Consider the following 16,241-nt stretch of genomic DNA (forward strand, 5'->3'; position numbering starts at 1 on the left):
CATGGGGCTGCTGGACATCCTCCTCGGCCGTACGAAGCCGGTCGCACCCGACCTGGACCGGCTCTTCGCCCTCCCCTCGGCCGCCGTCACGCTGGAGGCCGCCGCCTCCCTCACCCCGACCGGCACGGGCGCGGTGTGCTTCGCGACGGTCGAGGGCGCGGCCTTCGACGGCGTACGCCGGGAGGTGCGGGCCCTGCTCGACGCGGACGCGGGGCGGACCGGACCGCCGGTCGGGATCGAGCGGGACGAGTACGGCTACTCCTGGCTGGTCTCACGACGGGATCCGCGGGACCTGCCCGCGCTGGTGAGCGATCTGCACGCGGTCAACAGCGCCTTGGAGGGCGGCGGGTTCGGGCCGCAGCTGCTGTGCTCGGTCGTCGGGTTCCGGCGTCGGGTCGCGGGCGGGGACGCCACTGCGGCCTCCGGTGCGGGGGCGGGGGACGGTGGCGGTGACGGTGGTGGCGGCGGTGGCGGTATGCGGCTCGGGGTCGTCTATCTCTACAAGCGCGGGACGTTCTATCCGTTCGCGCCGCTGCCCGGTGGCGGGCAGCGGCGGGACAACGCGCTGGAGCTACGGGTCCGGGCCGTGCTCGGGGACGAGTTGCGGATCGAGCCCGAGCTGAGCCGGTGGTTCCCGATCTGGGGCGCCCCGGGGCTGTGACCCGACCCCGGGGACGCCGTCACTTGTTGCTCTTGTCGCGCTCCTGCCGACGGGTCTCGAAAGGCCGTTCACGGCGGTAGCGGCGCTCCCACTTCGCCTGCTGGTCACGGCGATCGCGGTACGCGCGGTAGGAGGAGGGCTGGGCCGCGCCGCTCGCCGAGGGACCCGGCGAGGACGTCGCCGAGCCTCCCCCCGTGCGGCCGTAGCGGACGTACAGGTAGAGCAGGGCGACAGCGGCCAGCCAGAGGACTTGGTTGGAGAAACCCATGACGACCAGGACCACGGTCGCCGACAGGATCAAGGTGCCCATGACGGGACTCCTCGGGGCGTGGCGTGGGTGATGACTGTGCGGGGAAGAGTGGCCCCGGGGCCGGAAAGTGGTGCCCGTCGTGCACGGGCCCGGTGTTCCGGGGGCCTTCGCTCCGCGGTTCCAGGATGCTGGTGCGACGGGTGCGGGGGCATCCCATTTATCGGGATCCTCGGAATCCTCGGGGATGCTGTCTCCATGACATTCGATGATTTCGACGGTCAGGAGTGGGCGGCGACCCGAGCATGGGTGGCCAAACAGCTCCCCGAGGGCCGCGCCGTACGGAACTGGACCGATCTGCGCGGAGGTTGGACGTCGCGGATGCGTCGGCTGACCCTCGACGACGGGACGGCTCTCGTGCTGCGGTCGTTCGTGAAACCGTTCTTCCGACTGCACGCGCCGGGGCTGTTGAGCCGCGAGGCCGAGATACTCACCCTGCTCGCCCCGTGCGACGACATCCCCACGCCCGTCCTGCACGCCGTCGACCCGACGGCCGAACTCACCGACCACCCCTCGCTGTTGATGTCCCTGCTGCCGGGGTCCGTGCGGGCCGCGGAGGACGCGGACGTCGAGGAGCGGCTGGACCTGCTCGCCGGACAGCTCGCCCGGATCCACGCGGTCGTACCCGACGAACGGCCTCGCACCTACCAGGCCTGGACCTCGCCCGACCGGGTCACCACGCCCGGGGGCCCGCTGTGGGAGCGGGCCGTGGACGTGATCCGGCGGGAGGCTCCCGGCTACGAGGGGTGTTTCCTGCACCGGGACTTCCACCCGGGGAACGTGCTGTTCACGGGTGCGGGGGCGGGTGGGCGCGGGGATCTGCGGATCAGCGGGGTCGTGGACTGGGTGGAGACCTCGTGGGGGCCCGCGGATCTGGATGTGGCGCACTGCTCGACGACCGTGGCGTTGTTGTACGGGGCCGAGTACGGACTGGGGTTCCGCGCGCGGTACGAGGCGCGCGGTGGGCGCCGGCTGTCACCGGACCCGGACCACCTGTACTGGCTGCTGCTGGACGCCCTCGGGTACGCGCCCGACGCGGAGAAGCTGGCGGGGCCCTGGCGGGAGCTGGGCCGGACGGATCTGACGCCGGAGGTGCTGGCGGCGCGGCTGGAGGCGTACGTGGGCGGGGTGCTGGAGCGGTACGCCTAGGGAGGGGGCCGGGGGCGAGCCGTGCCACACGGTCGTGCGGGGCTTTCGGGGGGCCGTGATTGTCAGTGGGGTCCGGCAGGATGGCCGGCATGGGTGACGTACGGCGGTACATCGGGGTGGGCGAGCGGCGCGTGCGGTTGGGGCTGCGGCAGCGGTTGGCCGGATCGGTGCGGTCGGCGGGCCCCGAGGAGGTCGCCGACGCGCTCGTCGCCCTGCACGGCTCGGATCCCGCGACCGTGTTCCTGGCCGTGGGCGCACGGCTCGCCGACGCCACGCGGACGGTGACCGAGACCGAGCGGGCGCTCTACACGGACCGGACGCTCGTCCGCATGCACGGCATGCGGCACACCGTCTTCGTGTTCCCCACGGAGCTGACCGCCGTGGTGCACGCCTCGACCGGTCTCACGGTCGCCGCGCGGGAGAGGGCCGCGCTGCTGAAGGACATGGCGGCGGCCGGGGCCCCCGACGCGGCCTGGCTCAAGGATGTCGAGGCATCGGCGCTGACCGCGCTGGCCCGCCGGGGCCAGTCCACGGCGTCCGAACTCGCCGAGGAGGAGCCGAGGTTGCGGGAGCGGTTCGTGTACGCGGCGGGCAAGAGCTACGAGGGGACGCACACCGTCTCGACCCGGCTGCTCAGGGTGCTGGGCGTGGAGGGCAGGGTCGTCCGGGGACGGCCACTGGGCTCCTGGACGTCGAGCCAGTTCCGTTGGGCCGTGGCCCCCGCGCACCCCGAGCTGGACGTGGCCGAGGCCCAGGCGGCCCTGCTGGGCCGGTGGTTGGCGGCCTGCGGCCCGGCGACGGAGGCGGACCTCAAGTGGTGGACGGGGTGGCGTGTCACCGAGGTGCGGCGGGCGCTGGCGGCGATCGGGGCGCGGGCCGTGACGCTGGACGAGGGCACAGGGTTCGTGACCGCCGGGGACGAGGAGCCGGTCCCCGACTCCGGCGAGCCGTGGGCCGCGCTGCTCCCGGCGCTCGACCCGACGGCCATGGGTTGGCGCGAACGCGACTGGTACCTCGACCCCGGGATGCGGCCCGCCCTCTTCGACTACAGCGGCAATGTCGGCCCGACGGTGTGGTGGAACGGCCGGGTGGTGGGCGGGTGGGCCCAGCGGGAGGACGGGGAGGTCGTGTGGCGGTTGCTGGACACGGACGGGGTGGGGCGGGAGGCCGAGGAGCGGATCCGCGAGGAGGCTGCGCGGCTTGCGGGGTGGGTGGGTGACACCCGGGTCACGCCTCGGTTCCGGACGCCCCTGGAGAAGGAGCTGGTGGGCGGCGCGTGAGGGGGTGCGTGAGGGCGCCTGATGAGTCGGGGGTGCGTGAGGGGGTGCCGAGCGCCTGAGGACTCGGGGCTGCGTGTTTCGTGGGCGGGTGCGGGTGCGGGTGCGTGGGGCTTCTCGCGCAGTTCCCCGCGCCCCTGAAAAGCCGGGGCTTCGCCCCGTGCTTTTCAGCCCTGCCCGGCCGTTCTTCTCAGCCCGCCCCGGCCGACGCTTTCAGGGGCGCGGGGAACTGCGCGAGAGGCTCCGACGGCCCGCGGACGGCAGACCGACCCGAGCGCCGGGTGCCCCTCGGAGAGAGGCGCACCCGGCAGCACGGCTCACTTGTCGGGGCACTCCTTCCAGGCCAGGTGATAGATCGTGCTGATGTCCCCGTCCGTCGAGTCCATCGTCATGAAGCTCGTGCTGCTCGCCGGCGACGTCCCCCGGTTGACCCTGAGCTCCGTGTTGATGTTGAAGTTCCGCTCGACACCACAGGGCGCCCACACCAGTTGGGCCCAGTCGGTCTCGTCCGTGGCCTGCCAGTTGTCGTCGAGCGGGCCGTTGAACGTGTGGGTCCGGGACGCCGTGTCGGGGGACCCCTGGAAGTAGTACGAGGCCTTCTCCACCCCGCTCGCGCCGCGCTGGAGCGAGGCGAAGCCGCGGTAGTCGACGCTGGCGATGGCGTAGGTGAAGCCACCGGGCACATGGACGATCAGGTTGAGCTGGCAGTTCTTGCGGAACGCGGTGGACGGCGCGCCGCCGCCCACCTGGGCCAGGTAGTCGCTGTACGTCACCGTGAACGCCGTGTTGTCCGGCGAGACGGCGACCGCGGCCGTGCCCTGGCGACAGCCGGAGCCGTTCACCGTGGCGACCTTGATGACGATCTTGTCCGGAGGCGGGTCCTCGAAGGGGGAATCGGCCTGCGCGGGCAGCGCACTGGCGAAGAGGGCGGCTACGGCGCCACCCAGGAGGAGACCACGAACCATGGGGGGTTCTCCGATCTGATGAGTCATGCTCATGTCAATAGACATGCGCGAGTCCCCCGCACTCTGTGAAACACCTGTGAAGACCGGGGGGCGACCGCATCGTATGGAGCCGGGGCGGGCAGGGCTAGGGCGATCTCCGGCCAACCCTGGCGGCCGGAGATCGCCCCTTTCCCCGACACACCGGTGCCGCCCACCCCTTGCGGAGTGGACGGCACCGTCACAGGGGCCGACCTCGGCGGCCCTACCGCGTCAGCGGCTGTAGCGCATCAGCGCCCGCACCATGTGGCACGTGGTGTCCGACGGCGGGTGCACCCCGATGACCTCCGCCGTGCTCCGGATCGTCTCGTTGCGTGCCTGGTTCGGCATGTAGACACCGGAGTCGAGCAGGGCGATCGCGAGGCGCATGGCCTTCAGGCGCCGGTTGTGGGTGATGTACCAGTCGCGCGGACGGCCCGGCGGCAGCGTGTGCTTCACCACCGGCTCGTAGGGCAGGTCGAGCAGAACGGGGTGCTGGACGGTGGACTGGGTGGGCAGCGGCTTCGACTTCAGTGCGGCAGCGGGCAAGACATCCTCCTGTCGCGGTCTGGGCGCCGCCGGAAATCCCCCGTCGGCAACCCTCGAACACTGCTTCTATTTTACTACCCCCCACTGACAATCACCCCTGGCCAGGGGGTATCTGACGGGTCCTGTGACAGAGGTGGAACACGAGTTTTCGGGCACCGTTGGCTACGGTGGGCCGCATGGAGATCTGGATCAATCCGGCCTGTTCCAAGTGCCGCAGCGCGATCAGCCTGCTCGACGCCGAGGGCGCCGACTACACCGTCCGCCGCTACCTGGAGGACGTTCCGAGCGAGGACGAGATCCGTGCCGTGCTCGACCGGCTCGGGCTCGAACCGTGGGACATCACCCGCACCCAGGAGGCCGCCGCCAAGGAGCTCGGCCTCAAGGAGTGGGCCCGGGACGCCGAGACACGTGACCGGTGGGTGAAGGCGCTCGCCGAGCACCCCAAGCTCATCCAGCGGCCGATCATCACCGCCGACGACGGCAGCGCGGTGGTGGCCCGCACGGACGACGCGGTACGGGACGCCCTGTCCAGGTAGCGGGCGGTTGTGGCAGCCGGATCGCCAACCGCCGTGTGACGTGCGTTACTTCAGAGTTCGCCGTAACCGTTGAGTAACTTCGTTCGGGATCTCGTACATAGCGGCGTACTCATCCGATCCGGTGACCCGACGACGGTCCACCGGGAACAGGAGGCGCGCATGTCGCGTAGGAGAACGCTCGGCACGAAGAAGAAGGTCGCGCTGTTCGTGACCGCGGCGGCGGTGGCGGGAGGCGGGGCCTTCGCCATGGCGGCCACGTCGAACGCGGCGCAGTCCGCGGCGGATTCCAGTGTCTGCCAGGGGCTGGCCACCGCCCTCGGCAACAACGAGCGGTTCATCGCGGACCAGAAGGCGAACCCCGACGCCCAGTCGGCGGCCCGGATCGCCAACCGTGAGGCGGTCATCGCCCAGATCAAGGTCCAGCAGGGCGCGTCGGACTGCGTCGTCGGGGAGTCGGCTCAGGGCTCCCAGGCCGCGCAACCCGCACAGCCGTCCGTGCCGGCCGCGGAGCCCGGGGGGTCGGCTCAGGACCCCCAGGGCGACGAGGCCGCAGGCAACGCCGGCGGTGCGGGCGGGGCGGACGCGGGGAACGCCGGGGCCGGCGAGCAGGTCTGCAACGGCTCCACCGTCACCCTCTCCGGCGAGGGCGGCGCCCCGGCCGCGTCCAGCAGCGAGTTCCCGGCGGGGACGAAGCTGCGGGTGACCAACCTGGACAACAACAAGTCCACCACCGTGGAGGTCACCTCGGTCTCCGGCAGTTGTGTCCTGCTGAACAACGCCGCCTTCGAACAGGTCCGGGAGCCCGGCAAGTTCCTGATCCGCCGCGCGCTGATCGAGAAGGTGGGGTGACCCGGGGCCGGATCGGCGGGGCGGACCCGCTCGTTACGGTGAGGTGAAGGGCAGGCGATCGCCGTCCGGGAGGCCGGGCACCGCGCGCAGCGGTGCCCGGCCTCCCGCCCGCGTACGAACAGCGCGTCCACCGGGACCTGTCGGGTCCGGGCCGAGCGGGCGCGGCGGGGCGTGAATCGCGCCACAGAGTCGCCAGGTAACACGGGGTTCACATTCGAGCAATGACCGGGAAATCGCAGGTTGACAGGCTGCCCGGCATCAGCGCGGCGTTTCAGTGCCGCAGCGCCGCAGCACCCGCACATGCGCCTAGTGACCCACCCCGAAGGATGTGTCCCGTGACCTTCAAGGCTGAGTACATCTGGATCGACGGCACCGAGCCGACGGCCAAGCTCCGCTCCAAGACCAAGATCATCGCGGGTGAGCCCGCCGGTCTGGACGCGCTGCCGATCTGGGGCTTCGACGGGTCCTCCACCAACCAGGCCGAGGGGCACTCCTCGGACCGTGTGCTCCAGCCGGTCTTCACCTGCCCGGACCCGATCCGCGGCGGCGACGACGTCCTCGTGCTCTGCGAGGTCCTCAACATCGACATGACGCCGCACGAGTCCAACACCCGTGCCGCGCTGCGTGAGGTCGCCGAGAAGTTCGCCGCGCAGGAGCCGATCTTCGGCATCGAGCAGGAGTACACGTTCTTCCAGGACGGCACCCCGCTCGGCTTCCCCAAGGGCGGCTTCCCGGCCCCCCAGGGCGGCTACTACTGCGGCGTCGGCGCCGACGAGATCTTCGGCCGTGACATCGTCGAGGCCCACCTGGAGAACTGCCTGACCGCCGGTCTCGGCATCTCCGGCATCAACGCCGAGGTCATGCCCGGCCAGTGGGAGTTCCAGGTCGGTCCGCTGGCGCCGCTGGACGTCGCCGACCAGCTGTGGGTGGCCCGCTGGCTGCTCTACCGCACCGCCGAGGACTTCGACGTCGCGGCCACCCTCGACCCCAAGCCGGCCAAGGGTGACTGGAACGGCGCCGGTGCGCACACCAACTTCTCCACGAAGGCGATGCGCGAGGGCTACGACGCGATCATCACCGCGTGCGAGTCGCTGGGCGAGGGCTCGAAGCCGCTCGACCACGTCAAGAACTACGGCGCCGGCATCGACGACCGTCTGACCGGTCTGCACGAGACCGCCCCGTGGAACGAGTACTCCTACGGCGTCTCCAACCGCGGTGCCTCGGTCCGTATCCCGTGGCAGGTCGAGAAGGACGGCAAGGGCTACATCGAGGACCGCCGCCCGAACGCCAACGTCGACCCGTACGTCGTGACGCGCCTGATCGTCGACACCTGCTGCACCGCGCTCGACAAGGCCGGCCAGGTCTGATCCACCCCGCTGCTCCCGGAGGGCGCCCACCGTCACGGTGGGCGCCCTCCGGCGTGCCGCCCGGACGCGGAGCGAACGCGGGCGACCAGCGCCACCGTCGGACACGGACCGACGCTGCTCCACGGCGGGTTCGACGGCTCCGCCGAGACCACGGCGGAGGTCGCTCGGGAGGTCGGTCGGGAGGTCGGTCGGGAGGTCGGTCGGGAGGTCGCTCGGGAGGTCGCTCGGGAGGTCGGTCGGGAGGTCGCTCGGGAGGTCGCTCGGGAGGTCGCTCGGGAGGTCGCTCGGGAGGTCGCTCGGGAGGTCGCTCGGGAGGTCGGTCGGTGGGAAGGTCGTCGCGGCCCTCGCGGCGCAGGGGCTGTCCGCGCAGTGCGACGGCGATCCCGGCACGGCCGTCACCGTCAGCCCCCGGACTGGCGCAAATGCCTGGTCGGTTGAGGTCACGTCACACTCCGACATGTTCAAGAAGCGTCCAAGCAGTGGGAGGAGGCTCCTGCGACGGGCGTGTGTCTGCTTCAATGGGGCCATGGCCGGCTTCCAGAACCAACGCGCGACGGGTCGCCATGACCTGGAGCCCTTCTGGCCTTCCCGTCAGCACCACGACTTCGACCGGGTGTGTTGCCGCGCGATGAACGCGCCGGCCCTCTAAAGCCGTACACCCCGGCCTTCGGTCGGCGCGGAACGACGTACGTCCCTCGGCGGGTCCCCGACCACGAACTCGGTCGCCGAGGTCTCCCGGACGAACTTCTCGCGCGAAAGAGCTGACCTCTCATGGCGAACACCCGTTCTCTGTCGACCGCCGCCCCGCTGACCGCCGCGTCGGGCTCCGCCCCCGTGGCCGTCCCCTCCCCCGGGCCCGCGCCACGCCACCGGCTGCGTGCCGTGGGCCGGGACGAGGCCCTGGACATCACCGACTTCCTGCCGCCGGGCGCCACCTGGCTGCCCGCGCCCCAGCACACCCTGCCCACGCTGCCGGGCCGGCCGCCGATGGTCGGCTACCTGGTGCTGGTGCCGGCCGACCAGCAGCCGCCGGTACTGCCGTTCGCGGTCGCGGACGACCAGCGGGGCGCCCACGCCGGCTCGGGCGCGGCCCAGGCCCCCGGCCACGCCTCAGCCGCCGCCGGTCCTGGTACCGCTTCCGCTTCCGTCGAGGTCGGAACCGAACTGGTCCACGTCGACAGCGAGCAGCGCACCGCGCGGGTCGACGGGCGGCCCCTCGACCTCACCTACCTGGAGTTCGAACTCCTCGCCCATCTGGTCGCGCACCCCAACCGGGTGCACACCCGGGACCAGTTGGTCACCACGGTGTGGGGCTACGGACATGTGGGCGACGGGCGGACCGTCGACGTCCACATCGCCCGGCTGCGCCGCAAGCTCGGCGCGGAGTTCCGCCAGGCGATCCAGACGGTCCGGCGGGTCGGGTACAAGTACACGCCGCAGCTGGGCCGTTGACGGCGGATCGGCCCCTCGGGCCCAGTGGGTCTCCTGCGTGCGGACCTTCTCGGAGCGCGTCTTCTGAGAGCGGATCTCCTGAGAGCAGATGTGCGTGCCATGGCGGCCGTCCTGCGGGCAGAGTCGGCGGTATGAGACTTCTGATGCTGGGTGGTACGGAGTTCGTGGGCCGCGCCGTCGTGGAGGCGGCGCTGGCCCGCGGCTGGGAGGTGACCGTCTTCCACCGGGGACGGCACGCACCTCCGGCCGGGGTGCGGTCGTTGCTGGGCGACCGCACCGAACCGGACGGGCTCGCGGCGCTCGTCGAGGCCTCCATCGCCGGTTCCGGTTCCGGCGGGGGCGGGTGGGATGTCGTCGTCGACACATGGTCGGCCGCGCCGCGAGCCGTCCGGGACACCGCACGGCTGCTGGCCGGCGCGGCCGAGCGGTATGTGTACGTGTCGAGTTGCTCGGTGTACGCCTGGCCCCCGGCCGCCGGCTACGACGAGGGGGCGCCCGTGGTGGAGGGCGCGTCGGCCGACGCGGGGCAGACGGACTACGCCCGCGACAAGCGGGGCGGCGAGCTCGCCGCGGTCGAGGCGTTCGGTGCCGACCGCTCGCTCCTCGTGCGCTGCGGCCTGATCCTCGGACCGTACGAGAACATCGGCCGGTTGCCCTGGTGGCTCGGTCGGGTCGCCCGGGGCGGCCCGGTCCTGGCACCCGGTCCCCGGGACCTCCCCCTGCAGTACGTCGACGTACGCGATCTCGCCGGCTGGATGCTCGGCGCGGCGGAGCAGGGCCTGAGCGGCCCCTACAACCTGGCCGGTCCCCCGGGGACGGCCACCATGGGCGCCCTGCTCGACGCATGCGTACGGGCGACCGGTGGACCGGCAGAACTCCGTTGGACAGAAACGGAGTTGATCCTCAAGGCCGGGATAGCGCCGTGGACGGCGCTGCCGGTGTGGGTGCCCGAGGGGAGCGACCTGCACGACGCGCTGCACCGGGCGGACGTGTCGCGGGCCGTGCGGGACGGGCTGTGCTGCCGGGACGTGACGGAGACCGTGCGGGACACCTGGGAGTGGCTGACGGGGCTCGGCGGTGTCGCACCGCACCGGCCCGACCGGCCTCCGGTGGGTCTGGACCCCGCGGTGGAGGCGAAGGTGCTGGGTCTCTAGGAGCGGGTGCGGTTCGGCGGCAGAACGGGCAATCGGCTCGCGGGCGGCGGTTCTCGCGTATCTTGGCCAGGGCCGCCGAAACGATCCCTTCACGGACCCCGCGAGGGGCCTTCACCGCGCACGCCGCGTAGACCGGCGACAACTCCCGGTATTTCGTGGGGCGTTGAAACCACTTTGTCCCACGGATCTCTCAGTAATTTGTGAGTCGCCTGAACACTCCTGGGACTCGCCGCGTATGTGATGGAGCCGCTTCACTCCTGTCGGGCGCCTCGATGCCCCGCAAGGAAGTCAGAGGAGTTCCATGGGACGCAACACACGCAAACGACGTTCGCCGCTGGCCGTCCGGGCCATCGCCGCTTCCGCGGCGCTCGCGGTCGCGGGCGGCGGCCTGGTCTGGGCGAACTTCTACGCCTCAGCGGGCGAGTCGAAGTCCGGGCAGAACAGCACGCTGGCCTCCGCACAGGTGGCCACGATCGACTGCCCCGACGTCGGCCAGCAGCTGACGAACGTGCCCGAGAAGGCACGCAACGGCGTCGCCAAGGAGCTGGCGCTGCTGGACCAGCAGATCACCGAGGCCTACAAGCGTCTCGCTGACACGCGCCAGGCCCAGGCGGGAGACGCCGGCTTCGTCAACAACGCCATCATCAACCCGCTCAAGTCCAAGCGAGTGGCCACCCTCGACCGGATCGGCATCAACATCCGGAACGCGGGCGGGCAGGTTCCGCAGGGCATGGACCAGCTCGCCGGCTGCAAGGGCGTCGCCGACCCGAACCAGACCAACGCGGGTGGCCAGGACCAGGGCGGCAACAACGACGGCCAGGACCAGAACCAGGACGGTCAGGACCAGGGCGGCGACGGCCAGAACCAGGGCGACGGTCAGAACCAGGGCGGCGACGGCCAGAACCAGGGCGACGGTCAGAACCAGGGCGGCGACGGCCAGGGTGGCAACGGTCCGGGCGCGGGCGACTTCATCGACATCAACCAGGTCCAGCCGAACGGCGGCCCGAAGGGCGTGGGCGGCAACGGTCTCGCTGCCAACGGCGACGGCGGTTCGACGGGTAGCTTCACCACGAACTGCGGCACCAACGAGAACGAGCTCCGCAACTCGGACAACGTGATCGTGGCCCCCGGTGTCAGCAACGGTGCCCAGCACCAGCACGACTACGTCGGCAACCAGAGCAACAACGCCTTCGCGAGCGACCAGGATCTGGCCAACGCGCAGACCACCTGCCAGAACCAGGGCGACAAGTCCTCGTACTTCTGGCCGGTCATCCGTCTGCAGGACGGCACGAACGACATCGACGCCAACGCTCCCGGCGGTGGCCAGGACGGCAACGTCGGCAAGATCGTCGAGCCGAGCCAGGCCGAGCTGAAGTTCGTCGGCAACAAGAAGGGCAACGTCGTCGCGATGCCGACCGCGCTGCGCATCATCACCGGTGACGCGAAGTCCTTCGTGAACGGTCTGAACAACGCCAACACCAACTGGAGCTGCACCGGCTTCGAGGACCGTGTGGTGACGGACAAGTACCCGATCTGCCCGCAGGGCAGCTCCGTGGTCCGGACGTCCTTCTTCCAGAGCTGCTGGGACGGCCAGAACATCGACAGCGCCAACCACCGCACGCACGTCGACTTCGTCGAGCAGGACGGCAGCTGCTCCAACGGCTTCCAGGCCATCCCGCAGCTCCAGGTCCGCCTGGTCTACGACATCCCGGCCCCGTCCATCCAGAACGGGCAGCTGCAGAACGCGTACGCGATCGACTCCTTCCCGGACCAGCTGCACAAGGCCATCACCGACCACAACGACTTCATCAACTTCTTCAACGAGAACACGATGAACCAGATGGTCGACTGCATCAACAGCGGCCAGGACTGCCAGTAGCAACCAGGCGGTAGCGCCCGCGCAGTGACGAGGAAGCCGGCGGTGGGATCTCCCACCGCCGGCTTTCGTCTTCCCTCGTGGCCGGCTGTCGTGCCCGGCACCCCGGCCGCCGCGCCCAGCCGCTCCGGCCGTCGTGCTCAGCCGTTGTGGTTGCCGTTGTTGTGGCTGCCGCCGGGGTTCATGTGCGCGGATCCCTCCTGCACCTCCCCGCCGAGCGTGGTCTGCAGCCCGCCCACCGTCTTCTTCTCCCCGACGGCGACCCACTTGCGGCCGACGAGGTAGTAGCCGCCGTAGTCCTTGGCTCCGGCGAGCCATTCCGCCTGGCCCCGGTCGGTGGCGAAGGTCGCGAGGACGAACTTGCCGTCGAAGTCGCCGTCCTTGTTGGTGCAGAGCGCCTGCCGGATGGTGTCCGCGTCCGTCTGCATGTCCGGCTTGCAGCCCACCTCGCCCGCGATGTGCTCCAGCGTCCCGGTCGCCGTCTTCGGCACGGCGGCCTCGGTGTCGTCGCCCGAGCCGCAGCCGGTCAGCAGCAGCAGAGCGGCGACCGTGCCGGCCGCGCTCCCCGCAAGGCTCTTCCTCGTCAAACTCATCCGTACCTCCGCGTCCATTCCGGCGACGTGAACTCGCCAGCTCCGTGCGCACCGTTGTTCACGGACGGTCGCCCCGTTAGCGTGCCGCCACTGTCGACACAGGGGGCACACAGACATGAACAGTCCGTCGCGACGCACGGTGCTGGGCTCGGCCGGTGTCATCGGCCTCGGAACCTACCTGCCGTGGTCGGCCCCGGCCCACGCCGCAGAGAGCCCCGGCGAGGGCCCCGCCTTCGATACGGCTCCCGCGCGCTCCGCGCTCAATCGGCTGCTGCCCGGCCACGCCGGACAGTTCCGGCTCAGTCTGCTCGACCGCAGCGGCACCGTCGACCGTTTCCGGGTCACGGGCACCACCGGGAGCATCCGGGTCCAGGCCACGACTCCCGCCACCCTGCTCATGGGCGTCCACTGGTACCTCAAGTACGTCTGCGGGGCGCACCTCGCCTGGAACGGCAGCCAGCTCGACCTTCCCAAGCGCCTTCCGGCGCCCGCCCGTCCCCTGGAGAGATCCACCGCGCTCCCCCACCGCTTCGCGCTCAACGACACCAACGACGGCTACACCGCCCCATACGCGGACTGGTCGTACTGGGAGCACCAGATCGACCTGCTGGCGGCGCACGGCTGCAACGAGGTGCTGGTCATCGCGGGGATGGAGGCCGTCTACCACCGGCTGCTGAAGGACTTCGGCTACTCCGACGAGGAGTCCCGGGCCTGGCTGCCCGCGCCCTCGCACCAGCCCTGGTGGCTGCTGCAGAACCTCTCCGGCTACGGCGGTCCCCTCTCCCCCGAGCTGATCGCCCGCCGGGCGGCCCTCGGCCGGCGGATCACCGACCGGCTGCGCGAACTGGGCATGTCACCGGTGCTGCCCGGCTACTACGGGCACGTGCCCAAGGAGTTCGTGGCACGCAACGGCGGTGACGCGCACGTCGTCCCGCAGGGCATCTGGCACGGCTTCGAACGCCCCGACTGGCTCGACCCGCGCACGGACACCTTCGCCCGGGTCGCCGCCTCCTTCTACGGCCACCTGGAGGACGTGTACGGCGAGGCGTCCCTGTTCAAGATGGACCTCCTGCACGAGGGCGGCACGGCCGGCGACGTGCCGGTGCCGGACGCCGCGCAGGGCGTGGAGAAGGCCCTCCAGAAGTCCCACCCGGGCGCCACCTGGGTGATCCTCGGCTGGCAGGAGAACCCGCTGCCCGAGCTCCTGGACGCCATCGACCGGTCGAAGATGCTGATCGTGGACGGCGTCTCCGACCGCTACTCCAGCGTCACCGACCGCGAACGCGACTGGGGCGGCACCCCGTACTGCTTCGGCACGATCCCCAACTTCGGCGGCCGTACGACCATCGGGGCCCGCGCCCACCTGTGGAACGACAAGTTCTTCGCCTGGCGGGACAAGACGGGCAGCGCGCTCGTGGGTACGGCGTTCATGCCCGAGGCCACCGACCGCGACCCCGCGGCCTTCGAGCTCTTCTCCGAACTGGCCTGGACCCCGAAGAAGATCGACCGGGCGGCCTGGTTCTCCTCGTACGCCGACTTCCGCTACGGGGGCCGCGACGCGAGCGCCCGCCGGGCGTGGCGGGCGCTGCACGACACCGCCTACCAGCAGCGGGCCGTGGAGCGCAGCGACCCGCACGACTCCCTGTTCTGCGCCCGCCCCGACCTGGCCGCGGACCGGGCCGCCGAGTACGCGCCGAGGACGCTGACGTACGACCCGGGCCGCTTCGACGCGGCCCTCGCCGGGCTGCTGGGCGTCGCGGACGGGCTGCGCCGCAACCCGGCGTACCGGTACGACGTGGTGGACGTGGCCCGGCAGGCGCTCGCGCACCGCAGCCGTCAGTACCTGCCCCAGCTGCGCGCGGCCTACCGGCGGGGCGACCTCGCGACCTTCCGCGCGCTGTCCACACTCTGGCTGCGGCTGATGCGGCTGTCGGACGAGGTGACGGGGACGAACACGGCGTTCCTGCTCGGTCCGTGGGTGACCGACGCGCGTCTGACGGCCACGAACGACGCCGAGCGGGCGGAGTTCGAGCGGACGGCGAAGGTGCTGATCACGGTGTGGGGCGGACGGGCCACGTCCGACACGGGGAATCTGCACGAGTACGGCAACCGGGAGTGGAACGGTCTCATGGCCGACTTCTACGTGCCGCGCTGGCAGAAGTGGCTGGACGCGCTGGAGGACGCGCTCGTCACGGGGACCGCTCCGGCGACCGTGGACTGGTTCGCGTTCGAGGAGCCGTGGACACGGGAGCGCAAGGACTATCCGGCGCGGCCGGTGGGGGACGCGTACCGGGCGGCGGTGCGGGTGCGGGACGTGCTGGCGCGGGCGCCGTACCAGGGGTCGCTGACCGTCACGGCCGCGCCTCCGGTGCTGCCGCCCGGCGGGAGCGCGCGGCTGTCGGCGGTCCTGCGCAACGTCAACGGGCTGCGGGCGACCGGGCGGGTGGACTTCGCCCTCAGCGGCTTCGCCGGAACGGCCGAGCCGGAGGGTCCGACATCGTTGGCGAGCGTCGCGGCGGCGGGCTCGGGGACGGTGCGCTGGCGCGCGGACGCGCCGGACGTCCCGCTCGACCGGCCGTTGCGGCCGCTGCCGTACACGGTCACGGCGAAGTACGGGCCGCGCGGCGAGAAGCGGGTCGAGGGGCGCTTCGACGGAACGCTCTTCGAGGCGGGCGCGCTGGCCGCCGGGTGGCGGACGTACACCAACAACGGGGCCGTCTTCGGGCAGTTGGGGAGCCGCTTCGGGATCGACGGGGGCGGGGCGGACCTGTGGCGGGGGACGACGGAGTTCGGCACCGTCTACCGGGCGGGGGCGCTGCGCGACGGTACGTCCGTGACGCTCCGGGTCGACTCCCAGGCGGCGACCGGGAACTGGGCGCGGGCGGGGATCGTGGTGCGCGACAGCCTCGGTACGGCGGGGGCGGCGGGGTTCCTGAACCTGGCGGTCACTCCGGCGAACGGGGTGGTGCTGTCGTACGACAGTACGGGGGACGGGACGCTCGACACGTATCGGCGGATCACGGGGGTGAAGGCCCCGGTGTTGTTGCGGTTGCGCCGGACGGGTGTGGGGGCGTACACGGGAGAGTTTTCGGTCGATGACGGGGTGAGCTGGCGGGTGGTGGCTTCGGTGGGGGTGCCGGGGGCGGGGGCCGGGAGGCAGGATGTGGGGATGTTCATGAGTGCGACGAACGGGGGGAGCGGCGTTCGGGGGTTGGTGGAGTTCAGCGGGTGGTCGCTCACCTGACCTTTTTCGCCCCCGCCGCCCCTACCCGTCCCTCCCTCACTCTCGGCTTCGCTCGAGCGGGAGGTGCCCCCACCGAGGGGCTGCGCCCCTTCGACCCCCAGGCGTCCGTCCGGTGGGGGCTGGTCGCGCAGTTCCCCGCGCCCCTGAAAAAGCGGGGCTGCGCCCCAGTTTTTCAGGCCCGCAGGGCCTGAATCCTTTGGGGGCGCGGGGAACTGCGCGAGAAGCCCCACCCACCCGCAGCCGCCGA

At 71.4% G+C, this 16,241-nt stretch carries 14 protein-coding genes; 10 read left to right on the forward strand and 4 right to left on the reverse strand.

Annotation, left to right across the window (positions count from 1 at the left end; genetic code table 11):
* The first annotated feature begins 1 nt into the window (after window position 1).
* Window positions 2–661 (forward strand): hypothetical protein, encoded by a 660-nt coding sequence (locus GWK25_RS31500; protein ID WP_215454843.1) that lies wholly within the window; start codon window positions 2–4, stop codon window positions 659–661.
* A 19-nt stretch (window positions 662–680) separates the two neighbouring features.
* Here the strand turns inward: GWK25_RS31500 and GWK25_RS31505 are convergent, their stop codons facing one another.
* On the reverse strand, window positions 681–971 hold the full coding sequence (locus GWK25_RS31505; protein WP_215454845.1) for a hypothetical protein: 291 nt from the start codon (window positions 969–971) through the stop codon (window positions 681–683).
* Between the two features lie 195 nt (window positions 972–1,166).
* On the opposite strand from GWK25_RS31505, the gene GWK25_RS31510 reads away from it, so the two are divergent.
* Window positions 1,167–2,117 (forward strand): phosphotransferase family protein, encoded by a 951-nt coding sequence (locus GWK25_RS31510; RefSeq protein WP_215454848.1) that lies wholly within the window; start codon window positions 1,167–1,169, stop codon window positions 2,115–2,117.
* 89 nt (window positions 2,118–2,206) lie between these two features.
* The gene (locus GWK25_RS31515; RefSeq protein WP_215454850.1) at window positions 2,207–3,397 is read left to right on the forward strand and encodes a winged helix DNA-binding domain-containing protein; all 1,191 of its coding nucleotides are present in this window, start codon (window positions 2,207–2,209) and stop codon (window positions 3,395–3,397) included.
* 314 nt (window positions 3,398–3,711) lie between these two features.
* On the opposite strand, the gene GWK25_RS31520 is transcribed toward GWK25_RS31515, so the two are convergent.
* The gene (locus GWK25_RS31520) at window positions 3,712–4,359 is read right to left on the reverse strand and encodes a DUF4360 domain-containing protein (RefSeq protein ID WP_215454853.1); all 648 of its coding nucleotides are present in this window, start codon (window positions 4,357–4,359) and stop codon (window positions 3,712–3,714) included.
* A 249-nt stretch (window positions 4,360–4,608) separates the two neighbouring features.
* The gene (locus GWK25_RS31525; RefSeq protein WP_215454855.1) at window positions 4,609–4,923 is read right to left on the reverse strand and encodes a hypothetical protein; all 315 of its coding nucleotides are present in this window, start codon (window positions 4,921–4,923) and stop codon (window positions 4,609–4,611) included.
* 176 nt (window positions 4,924–5,099) lie between these two features.
* Between GWK25_RS31525 and GWK25_RS31530 the strand changes: the two genes are divergently transcribed.
* The 6 genes from GWK25_RS31530 (at window position 5,100) to GWK25_RS31555 (ending at window position 12,160) form a co-directional block, all read left to right on the forward strand.
* Entirely contained in the window at window positions 5,100–5,459 is a 360-nt protein-coding gene (locus GWK25_RS31530) for an arsenate reductase family protein (RefSeq protein ID WP_215454856.1), read from the forward strand.
* Window positions 5,460–5,618: 159 nt separating this feature from the next.
* Complete coding sequence (locus GWK25_RS31535; RefSeq protein WP_215454858.1) at window positions 5,619–6,308, forward strand: septal ring lytic transglycosylase RlpA family protein; 690 nt, start codon at window positions 5,619–5,621, stop codon at window positions 6,306–6,308.
* A 335-nt stretch (window positions 6,309–6,643) separates the two neighbouring features.
* Entirely contained in the window at window positions 6,644–7,675 is a 1,032-nt protein-coding gene (gene glnII, locus GWK25_RS31540) for a glutamine synthetase (RefSeq protein ID WP_215454860.1), read from the forward strand.
* Between the two features lie 771 nt (window positions 7,676–8,446).
* On the forward strand, window positions 8,447–9,127 hold the full coding sequence (locus GWK25_RS31545; protein ID WP_215454862.1) for a winged helix-turn-helix domain-containing protein: 681 nt from the start codon (window positions 8,447–8,449) through the stop codon (window positions 9,125–9,127).
* 131 nt (window positions 9,128–9,258) lie between these two features.
* The gene (locus GWK25_RS31550) at window positions 9,259–10,281 is read left to right on the forward strand and encodes an NAD-dependent epimerase/dehydratase family protein (RefSeq protein ID WP_251829117.1); all 1,023 of its coding nucleotides are present in this window, start codon (window positions 9,259–9,261) and stop codon (window positions 10,279–10,281) included.
* A gap of 301 nt (window positions 10,282–10,582) precedes the next feature.
* The gene (locus tag GWK25_RS31555; RefSeq protein WP_215454864.1) at window positions 10,583–12,160 is read left to right on the forward strand and encodes a DUF1996 domain-containing protein; all 1,578 of its coding nucleotides are present in this window, start codon (window positions 10,583–10,585) and stop codon (window positions 12,158–12,160) included.
* A gap of 137 nt (window positions 12,161–12,297) precedes the next feature.
* Here the strand turns inward: GWK25_RS31555 and GWK25_RS31560 are convergent, their stop codons facing one another.
* Window positions 12,298–12,750, reverse strand: coding sequence for a hypothetical protein (locus GWK25_RS31560; RefSeq protein WP_215454866.1), 453 nt, complete (start codon window positions 12,748–12,750; stop codon window positions 12,298–12,300).
* Window positions 12,751–12,865: 115 nt separating this feature from the next.
* Here GWK25_RS31560 and GWK25_RS31565 point away from each other — a divergent pair, with 115 nt between their 5' ends.
* Window positions 12,866–15,994, forward strand: a complete 3,129-nt coding sequence (locus tag GWK25_RS31565; RefSeq protein WP_215454868.1) for an alpha-N-acetylglucosaminidase — start codon at window positions 12,866–12,868, stop codon at window positions 15,992–15,994.
* Window positions 15,995–16,241 lie beyond the last annotated feature (247 nt).

Source organism: Streptomyces sp. ATCC 21386 (assembly GCF_018728545.1).
Taxonomy (GTDB): Bacteria; Actinomycetota; Actinomycetes; order Streptomycetales; family Streptomycetaceae; genus Streptomyces.

Bases quoted from the DNA above. Each gene is read 5' to 3' on its own strand.
- GWK25_RS31500 (WP_215454843.1), top strand. From the start codon at position 2: ATGGGGCTGCTGGACATCCTCCTCGGCCGTACGAAGCCGGTCGCACCC.
- GWK25_RS31505 (WP_215454845.1), bottom strand. From the start codon at position 971: ATGGGCACCTTGATCCTGTCGGCGACCGTGGTCCTGGTCGTCATGGGT.
- GWK25_RS31510 (WP_215454848.1), top strand. From the start codon at position 1,167: ATGACATTCGATGATTTCGACGGTCAGGAGTGGGCGGCGACCCGAGCA.
- GWK25_RS31515 (WP_215454850.1), top strand. From the start codon at position 2,207: ATGGGTGACGTACGGCGGTACATCGGGGTGGGCGAGCGGCGCGTGCGG.
- GWK25_RS31520 (WP_215454853.1), bottom strand. From the start codon at position 4,359: ATGGTTCGTGGTCTCCTCCTGGGTGGCGCCGTAGCCGCCCTCTTCGCC.
- GWK25_RS31530 (WP_215454856.1), top strand. From the start codon at position 5,100: ATGGAGATCTGGATCAATCCGGCCTGTTCCAAGTGCCGCAGCGCGATC.
- GWK25_RS31535 (WP_215454858.1), top strand. From the start codon at position 5,619: ATGTCGCGTAGGAGAACGCTCGGCACGAAGAAGAAGGTCGCGCTGTTC.
- GWK25_RS31545 (WP_215454862.1), top strand. From the start codon at position 8,447: ATGGCGAACACCCGTTCTCTGTCGACCGCCGCCCCGCTGACCGCCGCG.
- GWK25_RS31550 (WP_251829117.1), top strand. From the start codon at position 9,259: ATGAGACTTCTGATGCTGGGTGGTACGGAGTTCGTGGGCCGCGCCGTC.
- GWK25_RS31555 (WP_215454864.1), top strand. From the start codon at position 10,583: ATGGGACGCAACACACGCAAACGACGTTCGCCGCTGGCCGTCCGGGCC.
- GWK25_RS31560 (WP_215454866.1), bottom strand. From the start codon at position 12,750: ATGAGTTTGACGAGGAAGAGCCTTGCGGGGAGCGCGGCCGGCACGGTC.
- GWK25_RS31565 (WP_215454868.1), top strand. From the start codon at position 12,866: ATGAACAGTCCGTCGCGACGCACGGTGCTGGGCTCGGCCGGTGTCATC.